Annotated in this window: 14 protein-coding genes and 1 pseudogene; 11 read left to right on the forward strand and 4 right to left on the reverse strand. The window is 71.1% G+C overall.

Features of this window, described 5'->3' with window-relative positions:
• The first annotated feature begins 20 nt into the window (after nt 1–20).
• Genes ACIGJO_RS07310 through ACIGJO_RS07330 form a run of 5 tightly spaced genes read left to right on the forward strand, consistent with a single transcriptional unit; the run spans nt 21 to nt 8179 of the window.
• Entirely contained in the window at nt 21–3476 is a 3456-nt protein-coding gene (locus ACIGJO_RS07310; RefSeq protein ID WP_399953417.1) for a lantibiotic dehydratase, read from the forward strand.
• The gene (locus tag ACIGJO_RS07315; protein WP_399953420.1) at nt 3473–4831 is read left to right on the forward strand and encodes a lanthionine synthetase C family protein; all 1359 of its coding nucleotides are present in this window, start codon (nt 3473–3475) and stop codon (nt 4829–4831) included. Before ACIGJO_RS07310 ends, ACIGJO_RS07315 begins: the two co-directional genes overlap by 4 nt.
• An 11-nt stretch (nt 4832–4842) precedes the next feature.
• Entirely contained in the window at nt 4843–5958 is a 1116-nt protein-coding gene (locus tag ACIGJO_RS07320; RefSeq protein WP_399953423.1) for an ABC transporter ATP-binding protein, read from the forward strand.
• Nucleotides 5955–6815: an ABC transporter permease gene (locus ACIGJO_RS07325; protein WP_399953426.1), complete on the forward strand. Its 861-nt coding sequence runs from the start codon at nt 5955–5957 to the stop codon at nt 6813–6815. Before ACIGJO_RS07320 ends, ACIGJO_RS07325 begins: the two co-directional genes overlap by 4 nt.
• Complete coding sequence (locus tag ACIGJO_RS07330; RefSeq protein ID WP_399953429.1) at nt 6812–8179, forward strand: DUF6895 family protein; 1368 nt, start codon at nt 6812–6814, stop codon at nt 8177–8179. The genes ACIGJO_RS07325 and ACIGJO_RS07330 overlap by 4 nt, the downstream gene beginning before the upstream one ends.
• A gap of 6 nt (nt 8180–8185) precedes the next feature.
• Here the strand turns inward: ACIGJO_RS07330 and ACIGJO_RS07335 are convergent, their stop codons facing one another.
• The gene (locus tag ACIGJO_RS07335) at nt 8186–8455 is read right to left on the reverse strand and encodes a hypothetical protein (RefSeq protein WP_399953432.1); all 270 of its coding nucleotides are present in this window, start codon (nt 8453–8455) and stop codon (nt 8186–8188) included.
• On the reverse strand, nt 8452–8904 hold the full coding sequence (locus ACIGJO_RS07340; protein WP_399953435.1) for an ATP-binding protein: 453 nt from the start codon (nt 8902–8904) through the stop codon (nt 8452–8454). Before ACIGJO_RS07340 ends, ACIGJO_RS07335 begins: the two co-directional genes overlap by 4 nt.
• A gap of 249 nt (nt 8905–9153) precedes the next feature.
• On the opposite strand from ACIGJO_RS07340, the gene ACIGJO_RS07345 reads away from it, so the two are divergent.
• The 4 genes and pseudogenes from ACIGJO_RS07345 to ACIGJO_RS07360 all read left to right on the forward strand — a co-directional run bounded on the left by ACIGJO_RS07345 (nt 9154) and on the right by ACIGJO_RS07360 (nt 11310).
• On the forward strand, nt 9154–10005 hold the full coding sequence (locus ACIGJO_RS07345; protein ID WP_399953438.1) for a helix-turn-helix domain-containing protein: 852 nt from the start codon (nt 9154–9156) through the stop codon (nt 10003–10005).
• A gap of 13 nt (nt 10006–10018) precedes the next feature.
• Complete coding sequence (locus ACIGJO_RS07350) at nt 10019–10213, forward strand: DUF397 domain-containing protein (protein WP_399954511.1); 195 nt, start codon at nt 10019–10021, stop codon at nt 10211–10213.
• A 215-nt stretch (nt 10214–10428) separates the two neighbouring features.
• A pseudogene (locus ACIGJO_RS07355) lies at nt 10429–10695 on the forward strand (ATP-binding protein); the annotation flags it as partial.
• Nucleotides 10696–10758: 63 nt separating this feature from the next.
• Nucleotides 10759–11310 (forward strand): GNAT family N-acetyltransferase, encoded by a 552-nt coding sequence (locus tag ACIGJO_RS07360; protein ID WP_399953441.1) that lies wholly within the window; start codon nt 10759–10761, stop codon nt 11308–11310.
• A gap of 107 nt (nt 11311–11417) precedes the next feature.
• Here the strand turns inward: ACIGJO_RS07360 and ACIGJO_RS07365 are convergent, their stop codons facing one another.
• The gene (locus ACIGJO_RS07365) at nt 11418–12146 is read right to left on the reverse strand and encodes a hypothetical protein (protein WP_399953444.1); all 729 of its coding nucleotides are present in this window, start codon (nt 12144–12146) and stop codon (nt 11418–11420) included.
• 86 nt (nt 12147–12232) lie between these two features.
• On the opposite strand from ACIGJO_RS07365, the gene ACIGJO_RS07370 reads away from it, so the two are divergent.
• Entirely contained in the window at nt 12233–13060 is an 828-nt protein-coding gene (locus ACIGJO_RS07370) for a hypothetical protein (RefSeq protein ID WP_399953447.1), read from the forward strand.
• A gap of 418 nt (nt 13061–13478) precedes the next feature.
• Here the strand turns inward: ACIGJO_RS07370 and ACIGJO_RS07375 are convergent, their stop codons facing one another.
• Nucleotides 13479–13946 (reverse strand): GNAT family N-acetyltransferase, encoded by a 468-nt coding sequence (locus ACIGJO_RS07375; RefSeq protein ID WP_399953450.1) that lies wholly within the window; start codon nt 13944–13946, stop codon nt 13479–13481.
• Between the two features lie 244 nt (nt 13947–14190).
• On the opposite strand from ACIGJO_RS07375, the gene ACIGJO_RS07380 reads away from it, so the two are divergent.
• Nucleotides 14191–15093, forward strand: a complete 903-nt coding sequence (locus tag ACIGJO_RS07380) for a phosphatidylinositol-specific phospholipase C (RefSeq protein WP_399953452.1) — start codon at nt 14191–14193, stop codon at nt 15091–15093.
• The last annotated feature ends 57 nt before the right edge of the window (nt 15094–15150 follow it).

Raw genomic sequence — 15150 nt, forward strand, 5'->3', positions numbered from 1 at the left:
GGACGAGATGGAGGACATCGGTGGGGGAACCGGCCCAGGAGACACCGCCGTCCGACGAGCCACCGCTCAGGGCCACAGTGCTCAGGGCAGCACCGCTCAGGGCAGCACCCTTCGAGGCAGCACCGCTCAAGGCAACATCGCTCAAGGCAGCACCGCTCAAGGCAACACCGTTCGAGGCCGGAGACGTCTTTCTGTACCGCGCTCCCCTGGCACCGGACGCACCCGGACTACCCCTCCCCGGCGCAGGCGGCCCCCACGATCTCGCCGCCTGCGCCGAACTCCTCGCCGCGGTCCCCGCCGACCGGCTGCTGACCGAAGCACTCGATCTGGCTTCCCCCAGCCTCAGTGCCATGGTCGCCCGCGTCGCCGAGCGCGGCGCCGCCGGAATCCGGGCGGGCCAGCTGCGCCGGGCCGCCCTCGCCGTGCTGCGCTACGACATCAGGATGCGTACCCGGCCCACCCCCTTCGGGCTGTTCGCCGGTGTGGCGGCCGGGCGGTTCGACGCCACCGCCGAGGCCCGGCGGGGCACCGCACACCGCACCCGTACGCATGTGGACATGCAGTGGCTCACCAGGATCGGCCACCGCCTCGAACGCGACCCGGCCGTGCTGTCCACCCTGACCGTCCAGGCCCACCAGGCCCTGATCGGGCGCGGGGACCGGCTGGTCCTCACCGCTCCCTCGACGAACGGCGTACGGCTCGACGACAGCGGCGAGGGCCGTTCCACGGTGTCGGTCCGGCACACCCCCGTCGTCCGGCGGGCCGTCGCCGAGTGCGTGGCCCCGCTGCCGTACGGCGAACTGGTCCGGTGCGTCGAAACGGCCTTCCCCGGAGCCCCCGTCGAGCGGATCCACGAGCTGCTCGGCGAGCTGGTGCGTCAGGAGATCCTCATCACCGGACTGCGTCCGCCGCTGGCCGGTGACGATCCGCTGCACCATGTCCTGGACCTGCTGGCCCAGGTCACGGGGGCATCCGAGGACACCCGGCGTACGCACGAGGCGCTGCTGGCGGTCGACCGGGAACGGCGGCTGTACGACGCCCGGCCCGTCGGCGCCGGCCACGCCCACCTCGGGCGGCTGCTGCGGGCGGCGCGGTCGGTGGAACCGGACGACACCCCGCTCCACATCGACACCCGCCTCGACACCGTGCTGCACCTGCCCCACGCGGTGCGCACCACCGTCGAGCAGGCCGCCGGGGCGATGTGGCGCCTGTCCCGCCCCAAGCTCGGGCTCTTCGCCCTGCGCGACTACCACCGACGCTTCCTCGACGTCCATGGAGCCGACCGGCTGGTCCCCGTGCTGGAGCTCCTCGACGAATCGACCGGCCTCGGCGCCCCGCCGGGCTACGGCTGGCCCAACAGCGAGGCCCCCGTCACCCCGCCCGACGACCCCCGTACCGCCCGCCGGGACCGGGCGATGGCACGGCTGGCCGCCACCGCACAGCGCGCGGGCCTGCGCGAGGTCGTCCTCCACGACGCGGACCTGGACGAGCTGTGCCACGACACCGCAGACCCCGCGGACCTCCCCAACTCGTGCGAGGTGACAGTGCAGGTCGTCGCCCCCGACGTGGCGGCGCTGGACCGGGGCGACTTCCGGGTCTTCCTGTCCCCGTCGCCCGGCTCGCACCGGGCCGGGGCGACCTTCGCCCGGTTCGCGGACCAGCACCCCGACTGGCGACCGGGGTTCGCCGCCCTGCACCGGCACAACCCCGTGCACATCCAGGACGCCGTCCCGGTCGACCTCGCCTTCCGGCCGCGCTCGGGCCGGGCCGCCAACCTCGCGCACACCACCCCGGCCACGGGCCGCCGCATCGCCGTGGGCCTCCCGGACACCCCGGGTGTCGAGGAACTGCGGCTGACGGACATCGGGATCGGCGCCACCCTGGACCGGCTGACCGCCGTGCACCTGCCCACCGGCCGTGAGATCGTCCCGGTGCTCGGCAACATGATCAGCGCTCCCGCCCAGGCGCCCAACGCCGTCCGGCTGCTGTGGGAGATCGGACTGGAGGGCCAGCGCCTGTGGGAGCCGTGGAACTGGGGGCCGCTCGCCGACGCCCCCTTCGTGCCGCGCGTGCGGTACGGCAGGTTCGTCCTCGCCTGCGCCGTCTGGCGGCTGGACGTGATCCGCGCCCGGGCCGAGTCGGTACGGGCACGCCGCGGCGACCCGGCCCGGGGCACGCGCGGGGCGGAGTGGGACGACGCGGTGCACGACTGGCGGACCGCGTGGGACGTACCCTCCCGCGTCCTGGCCGTCACCGCCGACCAGCGGCTGCTCCTCGACCTCGGCCAGGCATGGCACCGCGAGCTGCTGCTCGATCAGGTCCTGCGGCATCCCGATCTGGTCGCCCAGGAAGTCCCCGGCGAGTACGAAGGCTGGCTGGACGCCCCGGCCCCGGCCCCGGACGGTGAGCGAGCCCCGGTCCCGGACGGTCAGCACGCCCCGGACGGTCAGCACGCCCCGGACGTACAACGCGCCCCGCGTGCCGGGCAGCACACCTCTCTCGCGGGGCACACGGCCGAGCTGGTCGTCCCGCTGACCCGCCGCGAGACCGGTGCGCCGCGCCGCCGCCCGTACGCCGGACAGCACCGGCCCGGACGAACAGCGCACGGCCTCGGCGGCGAATGGCTCTACCTCAAACTGCACGGCTCCGCCCGTACGCAGGACGACCTGCTGCGCGACCACGTCCCCGGACTCGTCGCGCTGGCACGGGAGAAGGGCGCCGACGGCTGGTTCTTCATCCGCTACACCGACGACAGCGGCCACCACCTGCGGCTGCGGCTGCACGGCGACCGGCCGCGCGAGATGTGGGGCGAGGCCGCCCCCGCGGTCGGCGAACTGCTGCACCGCTGGCAGCGCGAGGGGCTGCTGCGGAGCCACTCCCTCGCACAGTACGACCCCGAGTGCGAGCGCTACGGCGGGCCGGCCGCCCAGCGGCTCGCCGAACGGGTCTTCCAGTACGACAGCGAGGCCGCCCTCGACCTGCTGAGGCTGGCCAAGGACCCGGCGAACGACTACGGCGTCGACGACCTCGCGGCCGTCTCCTGCGCCGCGCTCGCCCACGCCTTCGGCCCCCCGGCCCCCGGGAACCCCCTGGTGACCGAGGACTGCGGTGACGACGGCGCCACGGCCTGGCTGTCCATGACCGGCGCGCGCTCCGACCTGCCCGCCGCGTTCCGCTCCCGGTCCGCGCACTGGCGCCGCCTCATCGACCCCTACGGCGGCTGGCCCGCCCTCTCGGCGGACCCGGCCGGGGCCGGGGTGCTGGCCGCGCTGGCCGCACGCGACGACGCCGTCCGGGAACTCGCCGCCGCCGTGGGTGTCCCGGGCGGCACCCCTCAGGGCCGGGTCGTCGGCAGCCTGCTGCACATGGTCTGCAACCGCCTGTTCGGAGGCTCGGGCGCCCGCGAGACCACCGCCCTCGGCATCGCCCGGGGCGCGGTGCAGGACCACCTCAACCGCCGGAGGCACCAGTCATGAAGGCCACCACCGAGGTACGCCCGCACGAAGCCGTCGCCCTGGTCGCCGACCGGCTCGCCGACCCCGAGCGGGTCGCGGCCGTCGCCTCCCGCGACGACAACCGGGACCCCGTCTACGACGCGGTGATGTGGGGCCCGCTGACCCTCGCCAACGGGCTGCCCGGCATCGCCCTCCTCTACGGCGAACTGGCCCGCGGCGACGACGCCTGGCGGCCCGTCGCCCACCGGCACCTCGCCGCCGCCGGCCGCGCCATGAATTCCGCGCCCCGCCACGGTCTCTTCTCCGGCCCGGCCGCACTGCTCGCCGCCGCACAGACCTGCGCCGGGCCGCAGGGGCACTACAGCGCGCTGCGCCGCAGGCTGGCCGGATGGGTCGCGGAGGACCACAACGAGCGGCTGCGCGCCTTCGCCACCCGCGCCGCATCAGGGGCGAAGGGCGTCGACTGGGCGGCGTACGACCTGATCAACGGGCTGTCCGGGACGACCCGGCTGCTCCTGGACTCGGCCACCGACCCGGCCGAGACCGGCCCCGAGGTGACCGCCGCCCTCGCCGCCTCGCTCCGGCACCTGGCCCGCATCACCGAACCGGTGACGGTCGACGGCCACGAGGTGCCCGGCTGGTGGGTTCCGGCCGGGCTCCAGCTCGGCGAACGGGACCGGAAGGAATACCCCCGCGGGGACTTCAACCTCGGTATGGCACACGGCATCGCCGGTCCGCTCGCGGTGCTCTGCTCGGCGTACGAGGCCGGGCACACGGGGACGGACATCCGCGACGCCGTCCACCGCGTCGCCGCCTGGCTCCTCGGCTGGACGCTGCACGACGGAGCGGGCCCGTACTGGCCCGCGCGGGCGTCCTGGGAGTGGGAGGTCGCCCCGGACCGGCCCGCCGAGCTGTTCACCCGTACGGCCTGGTGCTACGGCACCCCGGGCGTCGCCGCCGCCCTCTTCCGCGCGGGACGGGCCATGGACCGCCCCCAGTGGTGCGTGGCGGCCGTCGACGCGCTCCGGGCGGCTCTGCGGCGGGACGAATCGCTGTGGGCGATCGAGGGCGCGACCGTCTGCCACGGGTACGCCGGACTGCTGAGCGTCCTGACCCGGGTCGCGCACGACACGGACGACCCGGAACTGCGCGCCGGGCGCCGCAGGCTGACCGACAAGGTGCTGGGCTGCGCGGAGGAAGCGGCACCGTTCGGATACCGCCACTTGATGCGCTTCCCCGCCGCGGCCCGTTCGCCGGTCCCGCACCGCGCCGTGGACACCGCGGGCATGCTGGAGGGCGCCGCGGGGGTGGCACTCGCCCTGATGCCGCCGGGCGAAGGCCCGTTGCCATGGGACCGCACACTGGGGCTGGCGTGAACGGGGCCGGCGTGAACGGGGCGGGTAGGAACGGGGCTGGAGGCAACGGGGCCGGTACGGACAGCTCCGGTCGGACCCCTGCGGAGACGGCCGAAGGCGGAGCATCGGCCGAGCGGGCCCCCCTCGCCTTCGAGATCAGCGATCTGGTCGTGCGCCACGGCAGGGTGACGGCGGTCCACGGTGTGTCGGTCAGTTCCCCGCCGGGCCGCATTACCGCGCTGCTCGGCCCCAACGGTGCGGGGAAGTCCAGCCTGTTGGGGGTGCTGTCGACAGCCGCGCGGCCAGACGGAGGCACGGTCCGGATCTTCGGCCATGACGTCCGGGAGGCAGCCGTGGCCGCCCGGCGCCGTCTGGGACTGGTCTTCCAGGAACGCACCCTCGACAAGGAACTCTCGGTGGAGCGCAACCTCTGGTTCCACGCCCGGCTGTTCGGCATGAAACGCGCGGACGCCCGGTCCAGGATCACGCTGATGCTGGACCTGTTCGGTCTCGCCGACCGCCGCCACCAGAGCGTCGAGGAGCTGTCCGGCGGGCTGGCCCGGCGCGTGGAGATCGCCCGTGCCCTGCTGCACCGGCCGGGGCTGATCGTCCTGGACGAGCCCACCAACGGTCTGGATCCGGCCGCCCGCGCCACCGTGTGGGAGGACCTGCTGCGGATGCGTGACGAGCTGGGTGTCACGGTCCTGTTCGCCACGCACTACATGGACGAGGCGGAGTACGCCGACGAGATCGTCATCCTCCAGCAGGGCCGGATCGTCCGGCACGGCAGCGTCGACCGGCTCAAGAGCAGTCTCGACTCGTCCCGCGTCGTGGTGACCTGCGCGGACGACGAGGCGGCCGCCCGCCAGTTGCGGGCGGCCGGTTTCGAGGCGCTGATCGGGCCGGCCGGGGTCGCGGTGCACTGCGTCGATCCCGAGGCCCGGATCGCCGCGGTGGTTCGGGCCCTGGACGTGCCCGGACTGACGGTCTCCGTGCACCACCCCTCGATGAACGACGTCTATCTGGAGGCGGCCGAGCAGGAGGGCCGCGTCTGTCGGGAGGCGGCCGAGCAGGAGGGCCGCGTCTGTCCGGAGGCGGCCGAGCAGGACGGCCCCCGGGCCCGGCGGGAGAGGACGACGGCGCCATGACCAGGACGCACACGACGACGGCCGGCACCCCCGCGACCGGGACCACGCCCGCCGCCCCCACCACCACAGCTGCCCCCGCACCGTCCCTCGCCGCCGGGGACGGGCCGCTGAGAGTGGCCCTGCGCGCCATCGCCGTCATCGCCCACCGAGATCTGCTGCGCCAGGCCAAACGACCGGGCGTGCTCCTCAGCCAGGCGGTGCAGATCCTCTTCTTCGTCCTGGTCTACGCGGTCGGCTTCGACGGAATGATCGGCGCGGTCGGCTCGGTGTCGTTCAGCGCGTATGTCTTTCCCGGAATCATCGGCATCCAGGTCGTCTCGATCGGCGTCGCCTCCGGCCAGTCGTACGCCTGGGACCGCGAGTACGGCGTCCTGCGCGAACTCCTCGTCGCCCCGGTGCCGCGGATCTGCCTTCCCCTGGGCAAGGTCGTCGCGGGTGCGGGGACGGTGACCGTGCAGAGCACGCTCATGCTCGCGTTCTCGCCGCTGATGGGCGTGCCGCTGACCACCGCCCGGTTCGTCCTCGCCGTCGGCTGCTACGCGCTCGCGGCGACGGTCTTCAGCGTCATCGGGCTGTGCCTGGCCACGGTCGTCAAACGTGTGCAGACCCTCCAGGCGACCGTTCAACTGGCCATGTTCCCCCTGCTGTTCCTGTCCGGTTCGGTCTTCAGCGTGCGGGATGTGCCCGACTGGCTGGCCTCGGTCATGTACCTCAACCCGATGACGTACGCCGTGGATCTGGCGCGCCAGACCCTGCTGGGCGGCGGCGGTCTGCTGCCGTGGTGGGCGGACCTGGGCGTGCTGGCCGGGATCCTGGTGGCGGTCCTGGCGCTGCTGCGCGTGCGGAGCGGGCGGTGAGCGCCCCGGTGGCCGAGGGCGACGGTCCGTACTGGCCCCCGCTGCCCGCGCATGCCCGGCGGGAGGGCGAGGGCGAGGCGGCGGTCCCTGATCCGGATGCCTCCGCGGACCGCGTGCTGGCAGGTGCGCTGCGCTGGCTGGAGGAGTACGTGGAGTGGTTCGCGGCGCCCCGTTGGGAGGAGTATCTTCCCCGTCGCCCGTTCCGCCCCGGTCCCCTCCTCGAACTGCTGGGCCTGGTACGGCTGCTGGACCGTTCGGGCCTGGTGCCCAAGGAAGCGGCGCTCCCGAGCCGTGCCCTGGATCTGGCCGCCGGTGCGGCCGGGGAGGCGGAGTTCGCGCGGGGGCTGCGCCGGGGCGACGAACTCTTCCCCTACCACCTCAATCTGATCGCGCTGCTCGAAGTGCTCGGCCGCCCGCAGCCCGGAGCGCGCGCCAAGTGCCAGGCGCTGCTCGCGGCCGATGCGGGCGGTCACACCAGGGCGTACCGGCCTGTCCTCTCCCAGGTGGAGCTGCGCTATTTCGTCGACCGGGGAGGGTTCACGCCTCCGGCGGCGTTGCCCGCACTCGACGTGCTGCACCGCCGGAGCATTGCCGCCCTGGGCCCGGACGTCCTTCAGATGACCGGGGACGAGACGTACGCGCTCGCCCATGTCCTGTTCTACGTCACGGACTTCGGCCGTACGCGGCGGCTGCTGGGCGGCCCCGGGGAAGCGGCCCGGCTCCGCGCACCGGTCCGGGTACTGCTCGGCGTCCACCTCGCACGCGGGAGCCTGGACCTCCTCTCGGAGCTGCTGCTGTGCGCGGGCGCCCTCGGATTCCGGGGCGACGACGACCCGCTGGTACGGGAGGGCTGGGGCGCCCTGGCCACCGCGCAGCGCCGGGACGGGGCGGTACCCAGCCCGGTGCACCGCCCCGAGGTCCTGTCCGGGCTCACGGGCGACCGGGCAGCCGCCTACCTCTTCGGCACGTGCTACCACACGACGCTCGCGGCGGCCCTGGCCGCGGCCGAACGGGGGCGGCGACGGGGAGCGTCCCGGAGCACCCCCGGTGACCTCGCCCAACAGGTCCCCCTTCTCCTCCCCGTGCCCGCTCCCCGGGCGGACCGGGAGGAGATCCGCCGCTGGGCCCGCAGGGCGTCGGCCCTGCCCCGGACGAGTCCCCCGGAGACGCGCGAGGCCTGGTCCGCGAGGCTCGGCCCGTTGCTCGCGCTCGCCGTGCAGGCGCGCGACCAGGAGGTGCTGGCGGAACTGCTGTACGCCGCCGAGTGCCTCGGCCGTGGCGACGACACGCTGGTCCGCAGGGCATCCGCGCTGCACGCCGCCCGGCATCCGGGACCGCACGCGCCCGGCCCCCGATCCGGCTGACGGCCTTCAGCCGGCCACATCGGCAACAGGGAACTCAGCCACGGCGTGGCGATACCGCTCGATCACGTCGGCGGGGCTGGTTGCGGCGGGCGGCTGGCCTGGTGGCCTGCGCAGGCTTTCCTTGTCGGCGCGTTCTGCGCAACCGTCGTTCGGGTCCTCGGGTTTCGTACGTGGCACCGGCGCGAGGGCCACCCCGGCTGCGAGCGCGCTGAGGACGACGGCGACGAGCAGGAAGCCCCAGTGCGGCACGCCGTCGCAGGGCGCAGGAGGCGTCACGGTTTCGGATCGGGCCGGCCCAGCGTGAACCAGACGACCTTGTGCCCCGGCAGGCAGCCGTTCAGTGTGTTGGTGCCCCACGCGAGCGCGAGGCTCTCCACCAGCAACAAGCCGCGCCCATTTCCCTGTTCCGGCCCCGACCGCAGGGCGGCGAGCACGTTCCCGGCGCGGGCTTCATCATCCGCGACGGAGATGGTGACCCGGTGCCGGTTGACCGCGGCATGGACGCGGATCAACGACGTACGGGTGTGCCGGTGCGCGTTGGTGACCACTTCGGTGACGCAGATGCGTGCGTCGTCGACCAAGCCGGGATGCCTGCTGATATCCAGCAGGGAAGTGACGAAGTCTCGCGCGATCTTGGCCGCGCCTGCGGTGTTCGGCAAGGTCAGCCGGTACGTCTCCCCGCCAAGCGGATTGATGGGTACGGGAGTTGTGGCGGTGGCGGTCATGTCGTTCTCCCCACACGGTCTGGTATCTCCGGGCGTGTGCGCTGCGCGTCGCCCCGTGGCTGTGGCCGCACAAGTGCATGTCTCAACGCACGTGTGTGCGGCTGCACTTCGGGCTGGCCGACGTGCAGCGCGTGGTGAGAGCACCGTAGCTCATGGTCTAACGCGTTAGACGTGAACCCGTAAAGGATTAGCTCTTTTGGATAGGGTTCGAACCAAGGGCCACACTGGGACCCGACAAGAGGAGGGGCGATGCCATCGAGGAAGACGCCCACGGGACGACAGCGCCGCCTGGGTACTGAGTTGCGTCGGATTCGAGAGCACACCGGCCTGTCGCTCACCGAGGCGGCGGCCATGCTGGGAACCGATCGCACCACTATCAGCAACGTCGAATCCGGAAGGTTCGGCGTGAGCGCCGATCGCGTCCGAGCGTGGGCCGGCCACTACGGATGCCCCGACAGCGCGTATGTCGAAGCGCTGGCGGAGATGGCAGCCGAGCGCATAAGCGGCTGGTGGGAGGACTACCGGGGCCACCTCGCCAGCGCCGCGCTCGATCTGGCCGAGTTGGAGCACCACGCGGTGGCCGTCAGGTCGGTGCAGATCATGTATATGCCCGGCCTTCTCCAGACCGAGGACTACGCGCGGGCGGTCTTCGCCGAGAGCGTGCCGCCTCCGAGCCCCGCTCGTCAGCGGCGACAGCTGTCGCACCGGTTGCGGCGCCGAGATGTACTCGATCGTGTCGACCTGGCTTCGTGCACGTTCCTCATTCATGAGGCTGCGCTGCGAATGACGTATGGCGGCTCTGCGGTCGCCCGCAGCCAACTCGACTATCTGGTGGATCAGTCGGAACGTGAGGGCGTCACCATCCGTGTGATCCCGTTCGCGGCAGGCGGCTTCCCGTACGCCAGCAGTTCGGCACACTACCTCTACGGTGTGGTGCCGCAGCTGGACACAGTGCAGACGGATACGTCGACCGGTTCGGGCTTTGTGGATTCCGAGACAAGTCTTGAGAATTGGCGAGTTGCTCTGGACCGGACCGAAGAGAAGTCGCTTGATCCGAAGAGCTCGCGGGACTTCATTCGCCAAATCGCACTACAAGTATGAAGGCGTGAGTGTTGTGGAAATTCAGTGGCGCAAATCTTCGAGATCCTCCAATGCCGAGGGCTCCGACTGCCTGGAGCTCGCCGAGCACGGTGGCGAGATTCTGATGCGTGAGAGCGACCATCCTGACGTGGTCATCCGTACGACCCGTGCGAAGCTCCGTGCCTTCCTGGGTGGTGCGAAGGACGGCGAGTTCGACGATCTGGCCTGAGGGCTCGTCGCGTCCGCTTCGGGCGGTCCCCTATCCGGCGCAGGGTGGGGGCCGCCCGTTCGGCTGTGCGCGTCCTTTCCCGGCCGGCCGGCGGTTACTGCTGCGGCGGAGTCCGGTCGGGAAGTCCCAGGGCCTCCGCCAGGTGGCTTTATCGAGCAGTAGTGACGTCACTTGTCGACGAGTTTGCGAGGCGCCCCGAACCACGGTCGGGTGATGTTGATGAGCTCGGCTACATGGAGCTGGATCGGCATGGCGCCGAACTCCTGTTCCAGGTTCTGACCGAGCGCGAGGAGAGGAACAGCGTCGCCATCGCCTCCAACGAGTCCTTTGGCGGCTGGATGAAGACGTTCACGGACCCGCGGCTCTGCGCGGCCATCGTCGACCGGCTGACCTTCAACGGCACCATCATCGAAACCGGCACCGACTCCTACCGCCTCGCCAGCACCCGAGCACGAGCCGAGGAGCCCGCGAAGGCCGGCTGACCTTTGCTGTCACCGACCAAGAAACGTACGAGCGTTCGGGGAGCATCGGCGAGGATGGCGGCCATGACCCACGTGATCGAAGTCCCCCATGCCGACCACGCCGCGTTTCTGGGGCCTCTGCAGTTGAGGATCTGGCTGCAGACATATCCCAACGAGGCGGCGGGGATCGATGACACCTGGATCCGTGAGCACCGCGGCGCCTCCGCCACCGCGGAAGGCATCGCCCAGTGGCGGGAGTTCATCGAGGCGGCAAAGCAGCGACCGGACCTGCTGTTTTGCCGTGTCGCCCGCTCCCAGACGGAGATCGTTGGCTTCCTCTGCGGTCGCCGGGACGAGGTCGTCACCCTCGGGCCGATGTATCTGCTGAACGAAGCCCAGGGCAAAGGTGTCGGAGGCCGAATGATGAGAGAGTTCCTCACTTGGGCAGGAAGCTCACCTATGCGCCTGTGGGTCACCGAATACAACGAGCGAGCGGTCCGCTTCTACGAGCGTTACGGATTCAAGAGCACAGGTGAGCGAGAGATCTGGCGAGGAAAACTGCCAAATGTGCGCATGACTCGCGATTCCACGCTGAGCGACAACCTCAGCCGAACCGCGCGGGACCGGAGCACCTGATCGGCGCCAGTTCGGCTGACGCATGACGGCCACCTACCCCGATGGCCAGCCGCCCTGACGGGCGACTGGCCATCCCGCGTTCGCGGCCGCGACAGTGCCGTCATTTCTCATCGACATTCGCGAGCTGGTTGATCACGAACTGCCTCCGGAACCGTTCGAGAACGCTGTTCCTGGAGATGAACAAAGCCAGCCAGGTGGCGCCGGGTATGGGCGAATGCCTCCTGGGCGTCGAGATCGCCTACGTCCACCGTCAGAAGCCGCCAAGGGGTCCGGGCGAGGAGGCGGCGGGTCAGGTCCGCCTCGGAGCGGAGGTGGGCGGCGGCCGAGGTGAGGTCATGGACCGCCCGGGTGCCGGGGGAACCGGCGAGTCTGGCTACGTACCAGTCCTCCCAGGCGGCACCTTCCCGGTCGACGGCTCGCCGCAGTGCCGTGTCCGGGTCGTCGTGGACGTACACCACGGTGACCTGGGCGGGTTTCACGGCCCGGGTCAGTTCGTCCACGACGTGGACGAGCGTGGCCTCGTCGTGGCCCCATGCCACGAGGGACGGGATGAAGGGCAGGAGGGCATCGGTCACCAGGCGGTCCTTGCCTGCCCCGAGTGATTCCGTGACATAGGCGCGGGTGCACGCGACCAGGGTCTCGGGCCGTACGGCGGAGGCTCCACCGGCGAACTCGTCCGCGACCGGCCGGAAGGACGGCCGGGTGAGGATGTCGGATTCCTCGAAGTGGTCGACCGATGCGCCGATGCTCCTGAGCCAGTCGGCCACGGCGCGGCACAGGGTGGATTTGCCGACGCCGGGGCTGTTTCCGATCACGGAGATGAGGTGCATGGTCATGTCGGCAGTCTCTCTTCTCCTCTCGGCGCGGGCACGTGAACTGCCGGTATCCGAACGGAAGAAGACGAACAGTGAGTACGCACAGAATGTTTCTCGGCTCCGCTACCGCAGCCGGTGCCATGGCGTACCTCGGCGGCCGTCGGGCCGCATCCGCGGATGCGGGGAGCGATTCTCCGGGACCGGATCCGGCGGCCCGGGAACGCCGGGCCCGTGACGCGATCCTGGCGGCCGAGACGGAAACGCAGGAGCATTACGACACGCTCCGGGCCGAGTTGATCAACCACCTGAGCCCGGTCATCGTCATTCAGAACGACGACCAGGGCGGTCTGTACACCCTCGTCCACAACGGGGAACAGGAGTCGTTGCACCCTGTCTCCGAGATTTTCGAGCTGGCGAAGTCCATCGCCCACGTCCCCCTGGGCAGCTACTCGATCGTCGCGCCCTACCTCAGCCACAGGCTCCCGGACCTTCCCGGTTCCGCCCGGCTCGACCAGCACGATGTGGACATGGTGGCGTTCAAGGGGCCGGGGGCGAAAGGGCGGGTGGGCCCGCTCCGGGATTTCGGCACCACGCTGACGACAGCCAGGCAGCAGCTCGGCAGCGCTGATCTGCCGCGGCGGCTGGAGGCGGCGAGCGGACGGATCCTCGACGGCGCTCTCGGCTTCATCGATGAGTCCGTGGAGCGCGGGCACTTCGACATGGAGTCGTTCGAGAACTTCGCCGGCCCGTTGAGAGGAGTGCGACCGCGGCGAGGAGGGCCGCAAGTGCGGCGTCGCAGTTCTCGTAGGCCTCGTGGCTCTCGTAGTGCTTCTGGCTCCGCCGAGGATCGCCGATCCACACGTATCACTTGTAGCGAGTTTCCACCTCACTCGTTAGACGTCAAACACTTGATACGGGTTGGCATCACGCGCTAGCTTCGTGACGCAACGCCACTCGACTCGTGCGCACCGTGGAGAACGCGGCAGTAGCGCACGTAACTCTCTTGATCTCTGCGCCGGTTGAGGGATGTCGAGCGGGCTCCCCTTGTTCGCAGCTCGTCACGCCGGCTCCGTGGGCAAGGGGCGCCCTGGTGCGACGCAAGGAGGTAACTCATGCTCAGCGAATCGGAACCGTCGCCCTTCGCCGCGTGGGCGTTCTGGTGCGAGCGGGTCACGTACCGGTCGATGGCGCCGGACGAGGGGCGTGGATCGAATGGACCGTGCGTCCCTACCTGGTATTTCGCGTCGGGGACAGGGCTCGGCTTCCCTTACTGACCGGAATCCACTGAGTGTGGTGGGCAGCGCCTGCCGACAGTCGGATCCACCGAATAGCCGATCCGCTTCAGGCGCGGGGTCACGGGCACGGCTGCCCGGTCCGCGCATGGTGGAGGTAGAACAGCTCCGGGTCGCCTTCGTCGAGGCCGTGGACAAGGCCGGCCGGGCTCCATCCGGCGCGCTGGAGCAGCCGTTGCATCGGCTGGTTGGAGACATTGGTCGAGGTGAACAGCTTCGGGGTCGTGCACGAGGCGGCCACGGAGTCCAGCAGCCGCTGTCCGACACCCCTGCCCCGGGCCGAAGGCGCCACCATCAGCATGGTGACGAATCCCTGTTCGAAGAACGTGTACTCCACCACGCAGTAGCCGAGCGGCCCGGACTCGTCCTCCGCCACGACCGCCAGGCCCTGCCGGCACCACTCCCGGATGCTCGCCCGCCGGTGGCCGTCCCCTTCCGCCGCGACGGTGTCGATCCCGGCGAGCGCATCCGCGTCCGCGTCGTTCGCACGGCGTACGACGATCCCGGCGGGCTTCACTGTGTCATCCATGAGCGGATACTTTCACTTCGCACCGGGTCCGGCCCGGAGGCGTCAGGGCATGACGGACCTCGGCACGGTGCGGCTCATCGACGAGCGGTCAGGTGATGACTTCCGTGCCCTGTTGCCCTGTTGCCCTGTTGCCCTGTTGTCCGGGTGGCCGGGCCGCAGCGTTCCTGCCCTGTTCCTCTGGTGACGTGCACCCGTCATAATTCGGGGGCTGCTCACCCCCCCACGCACCCGGAGGCCCTTCCGCATGAGCCCGTACACCGGTACCCGCAGGAACTTCCTGGCCGGCGCCCTCGCCGTCTCCGCCACCGCCCTCGTCGGGGTCGCGCCCGCCGTCGCCGGGACGCGTACGACCCGTACGGCTCGCACCCCGCAGGACTGGATGGGCTCCATCCCCGACGCGACCGGACTCCAGCGCCTCACGATCCCGGGGTCGCACGACTCCGGCGCCCGGTACGGCGGGCCCTGGACCGAGTGCCAGAACACGACGATCGCCGAGCAGCTGAACAGTGGCATCCGGTTCCTCGACGTACGCTGCCGGATCACCGGGGACTCGTTCGCCATCCATCACGGGGCGTCGTTCCAGAACCTGATGTTCGGCGATGTCCTCGGTGCCTGCTGGGACTTCCTGGCCGAACGGCCGGGCGAGACGGTGCTGATGCGGGTCAAGCAGGAGTACTCGGAGGAGAGCGACGCCGCGTTCCGGCGGATCTTCGACCTCTACCTCGACGCCAAGGGCTGGCGGCCGCTGTTCCGCCTGGACTCCACGCTGCCCACGCTGGGCGAGGCGCGCGGCAAGGTGGTGCTGCTCGCCGACAACGGCGGGCTGCCCGGGGTCAGGTACGCCGATCCGCAGGTCTTCGACATCCAGGACGACTACATGGCCGAGCCGTTCGGGAAGTACCCGAAGATCGAGGCTCAGTTCCGGAAGGCGAACGCACAGCCGGGCAAGCTGTTCATGAACTATGTGAGCACCGCCGCCCTGATGCCGCCCCGCTGGAACGCCGACCGGCTCAACCCGCAGGTGCACTCCTTCCTCGACGGCTCGGGGACCGCGGGCTGGACGGGCCTCGGCATCGTCCCGCTGGACTTCCCCGCGACCCGCTCCGGCCTGGTCGAATCCCTGATCCGGCACAACCCGGGGGCCTGAGGGGACGGGCGTCGGGGCCGCCGAATTCCGCCGACGCCCCTGAGCCGACGCCCTGAG

Source organism: Streptomyces sp. NPDC079020 (assembly GCF_044542225.1).
In the GTDB taxonomy this organism is placed as follows: domain Bacteria; phylum Actinomycetota; class Actinomycetes; order Streptomycetales; family Streptomycetaceae; genus Streptomyces.

Coding starts and splice junctions, on each gene's coding strand:
- ACIGJO_RS07315 (WP_399953420.1), top strand. CDS start 3,473: ATGAAGGCCACCACCGAGGTACGCCCGCACGAAGCCGTCGCCCTGGTC.
- ACIGJO_RS07325 (WP_399953426.1), top strand. CDS start 5,955: ATGACCAGGACGCACACGACGACGGCCGGCACCCCCGCGACCGGGACC.
- ACIGJO_RS07340 (WP_399953435.1), bottom strand. CDS start 8,904: ATGACCGCCACCGCCACAACTCCCGTACCCATCAATCCGCTTGGCGGG.
- ACIGJO_RS07345 (WP_399953438.1), top strand. CDS start 9,154: ATGCCATCGAGGAAGACGCCCACGGGACGACAGCGCCGCCTGGGTACT.
- ACIGJO_RS07360 (WP_399953441.1), top strand. CDS start 10,759: ATGACCCACGTGATCGAAGTCCCCCATGCCGACCACGCCGCGTTTCTG.
- ACIGJO_RS07365 (WP_399953444.1), bottom strand. CDS start 12,146: ATGACCATGCACCTCATCTCCGTGATCGGAAACAGCCCCGGCGTCGGC.
- ACIGJO_RS07370 (WP_399953447.1), top strand. CDS start 12,233: ATGTTTCTCGGCTCCGCTACCGCAGCCGGTGCCATGGCGTACCTCGGC.
- ACIGJO_RS07375 (WP_399953450.1), bottom strand. CDS start 13,946: ATGGATGACACAGTGAAGCCCGCCGGGATCGTCGTACGCCGTGCGAAC.
- ACIGJO_RS07380 (WP_399953452.1), top strand. CDS start 14,191: ATGAGCCCGTACACCGGTACCCGCAGGAACTTCCTGGCCGGCGCCCTC.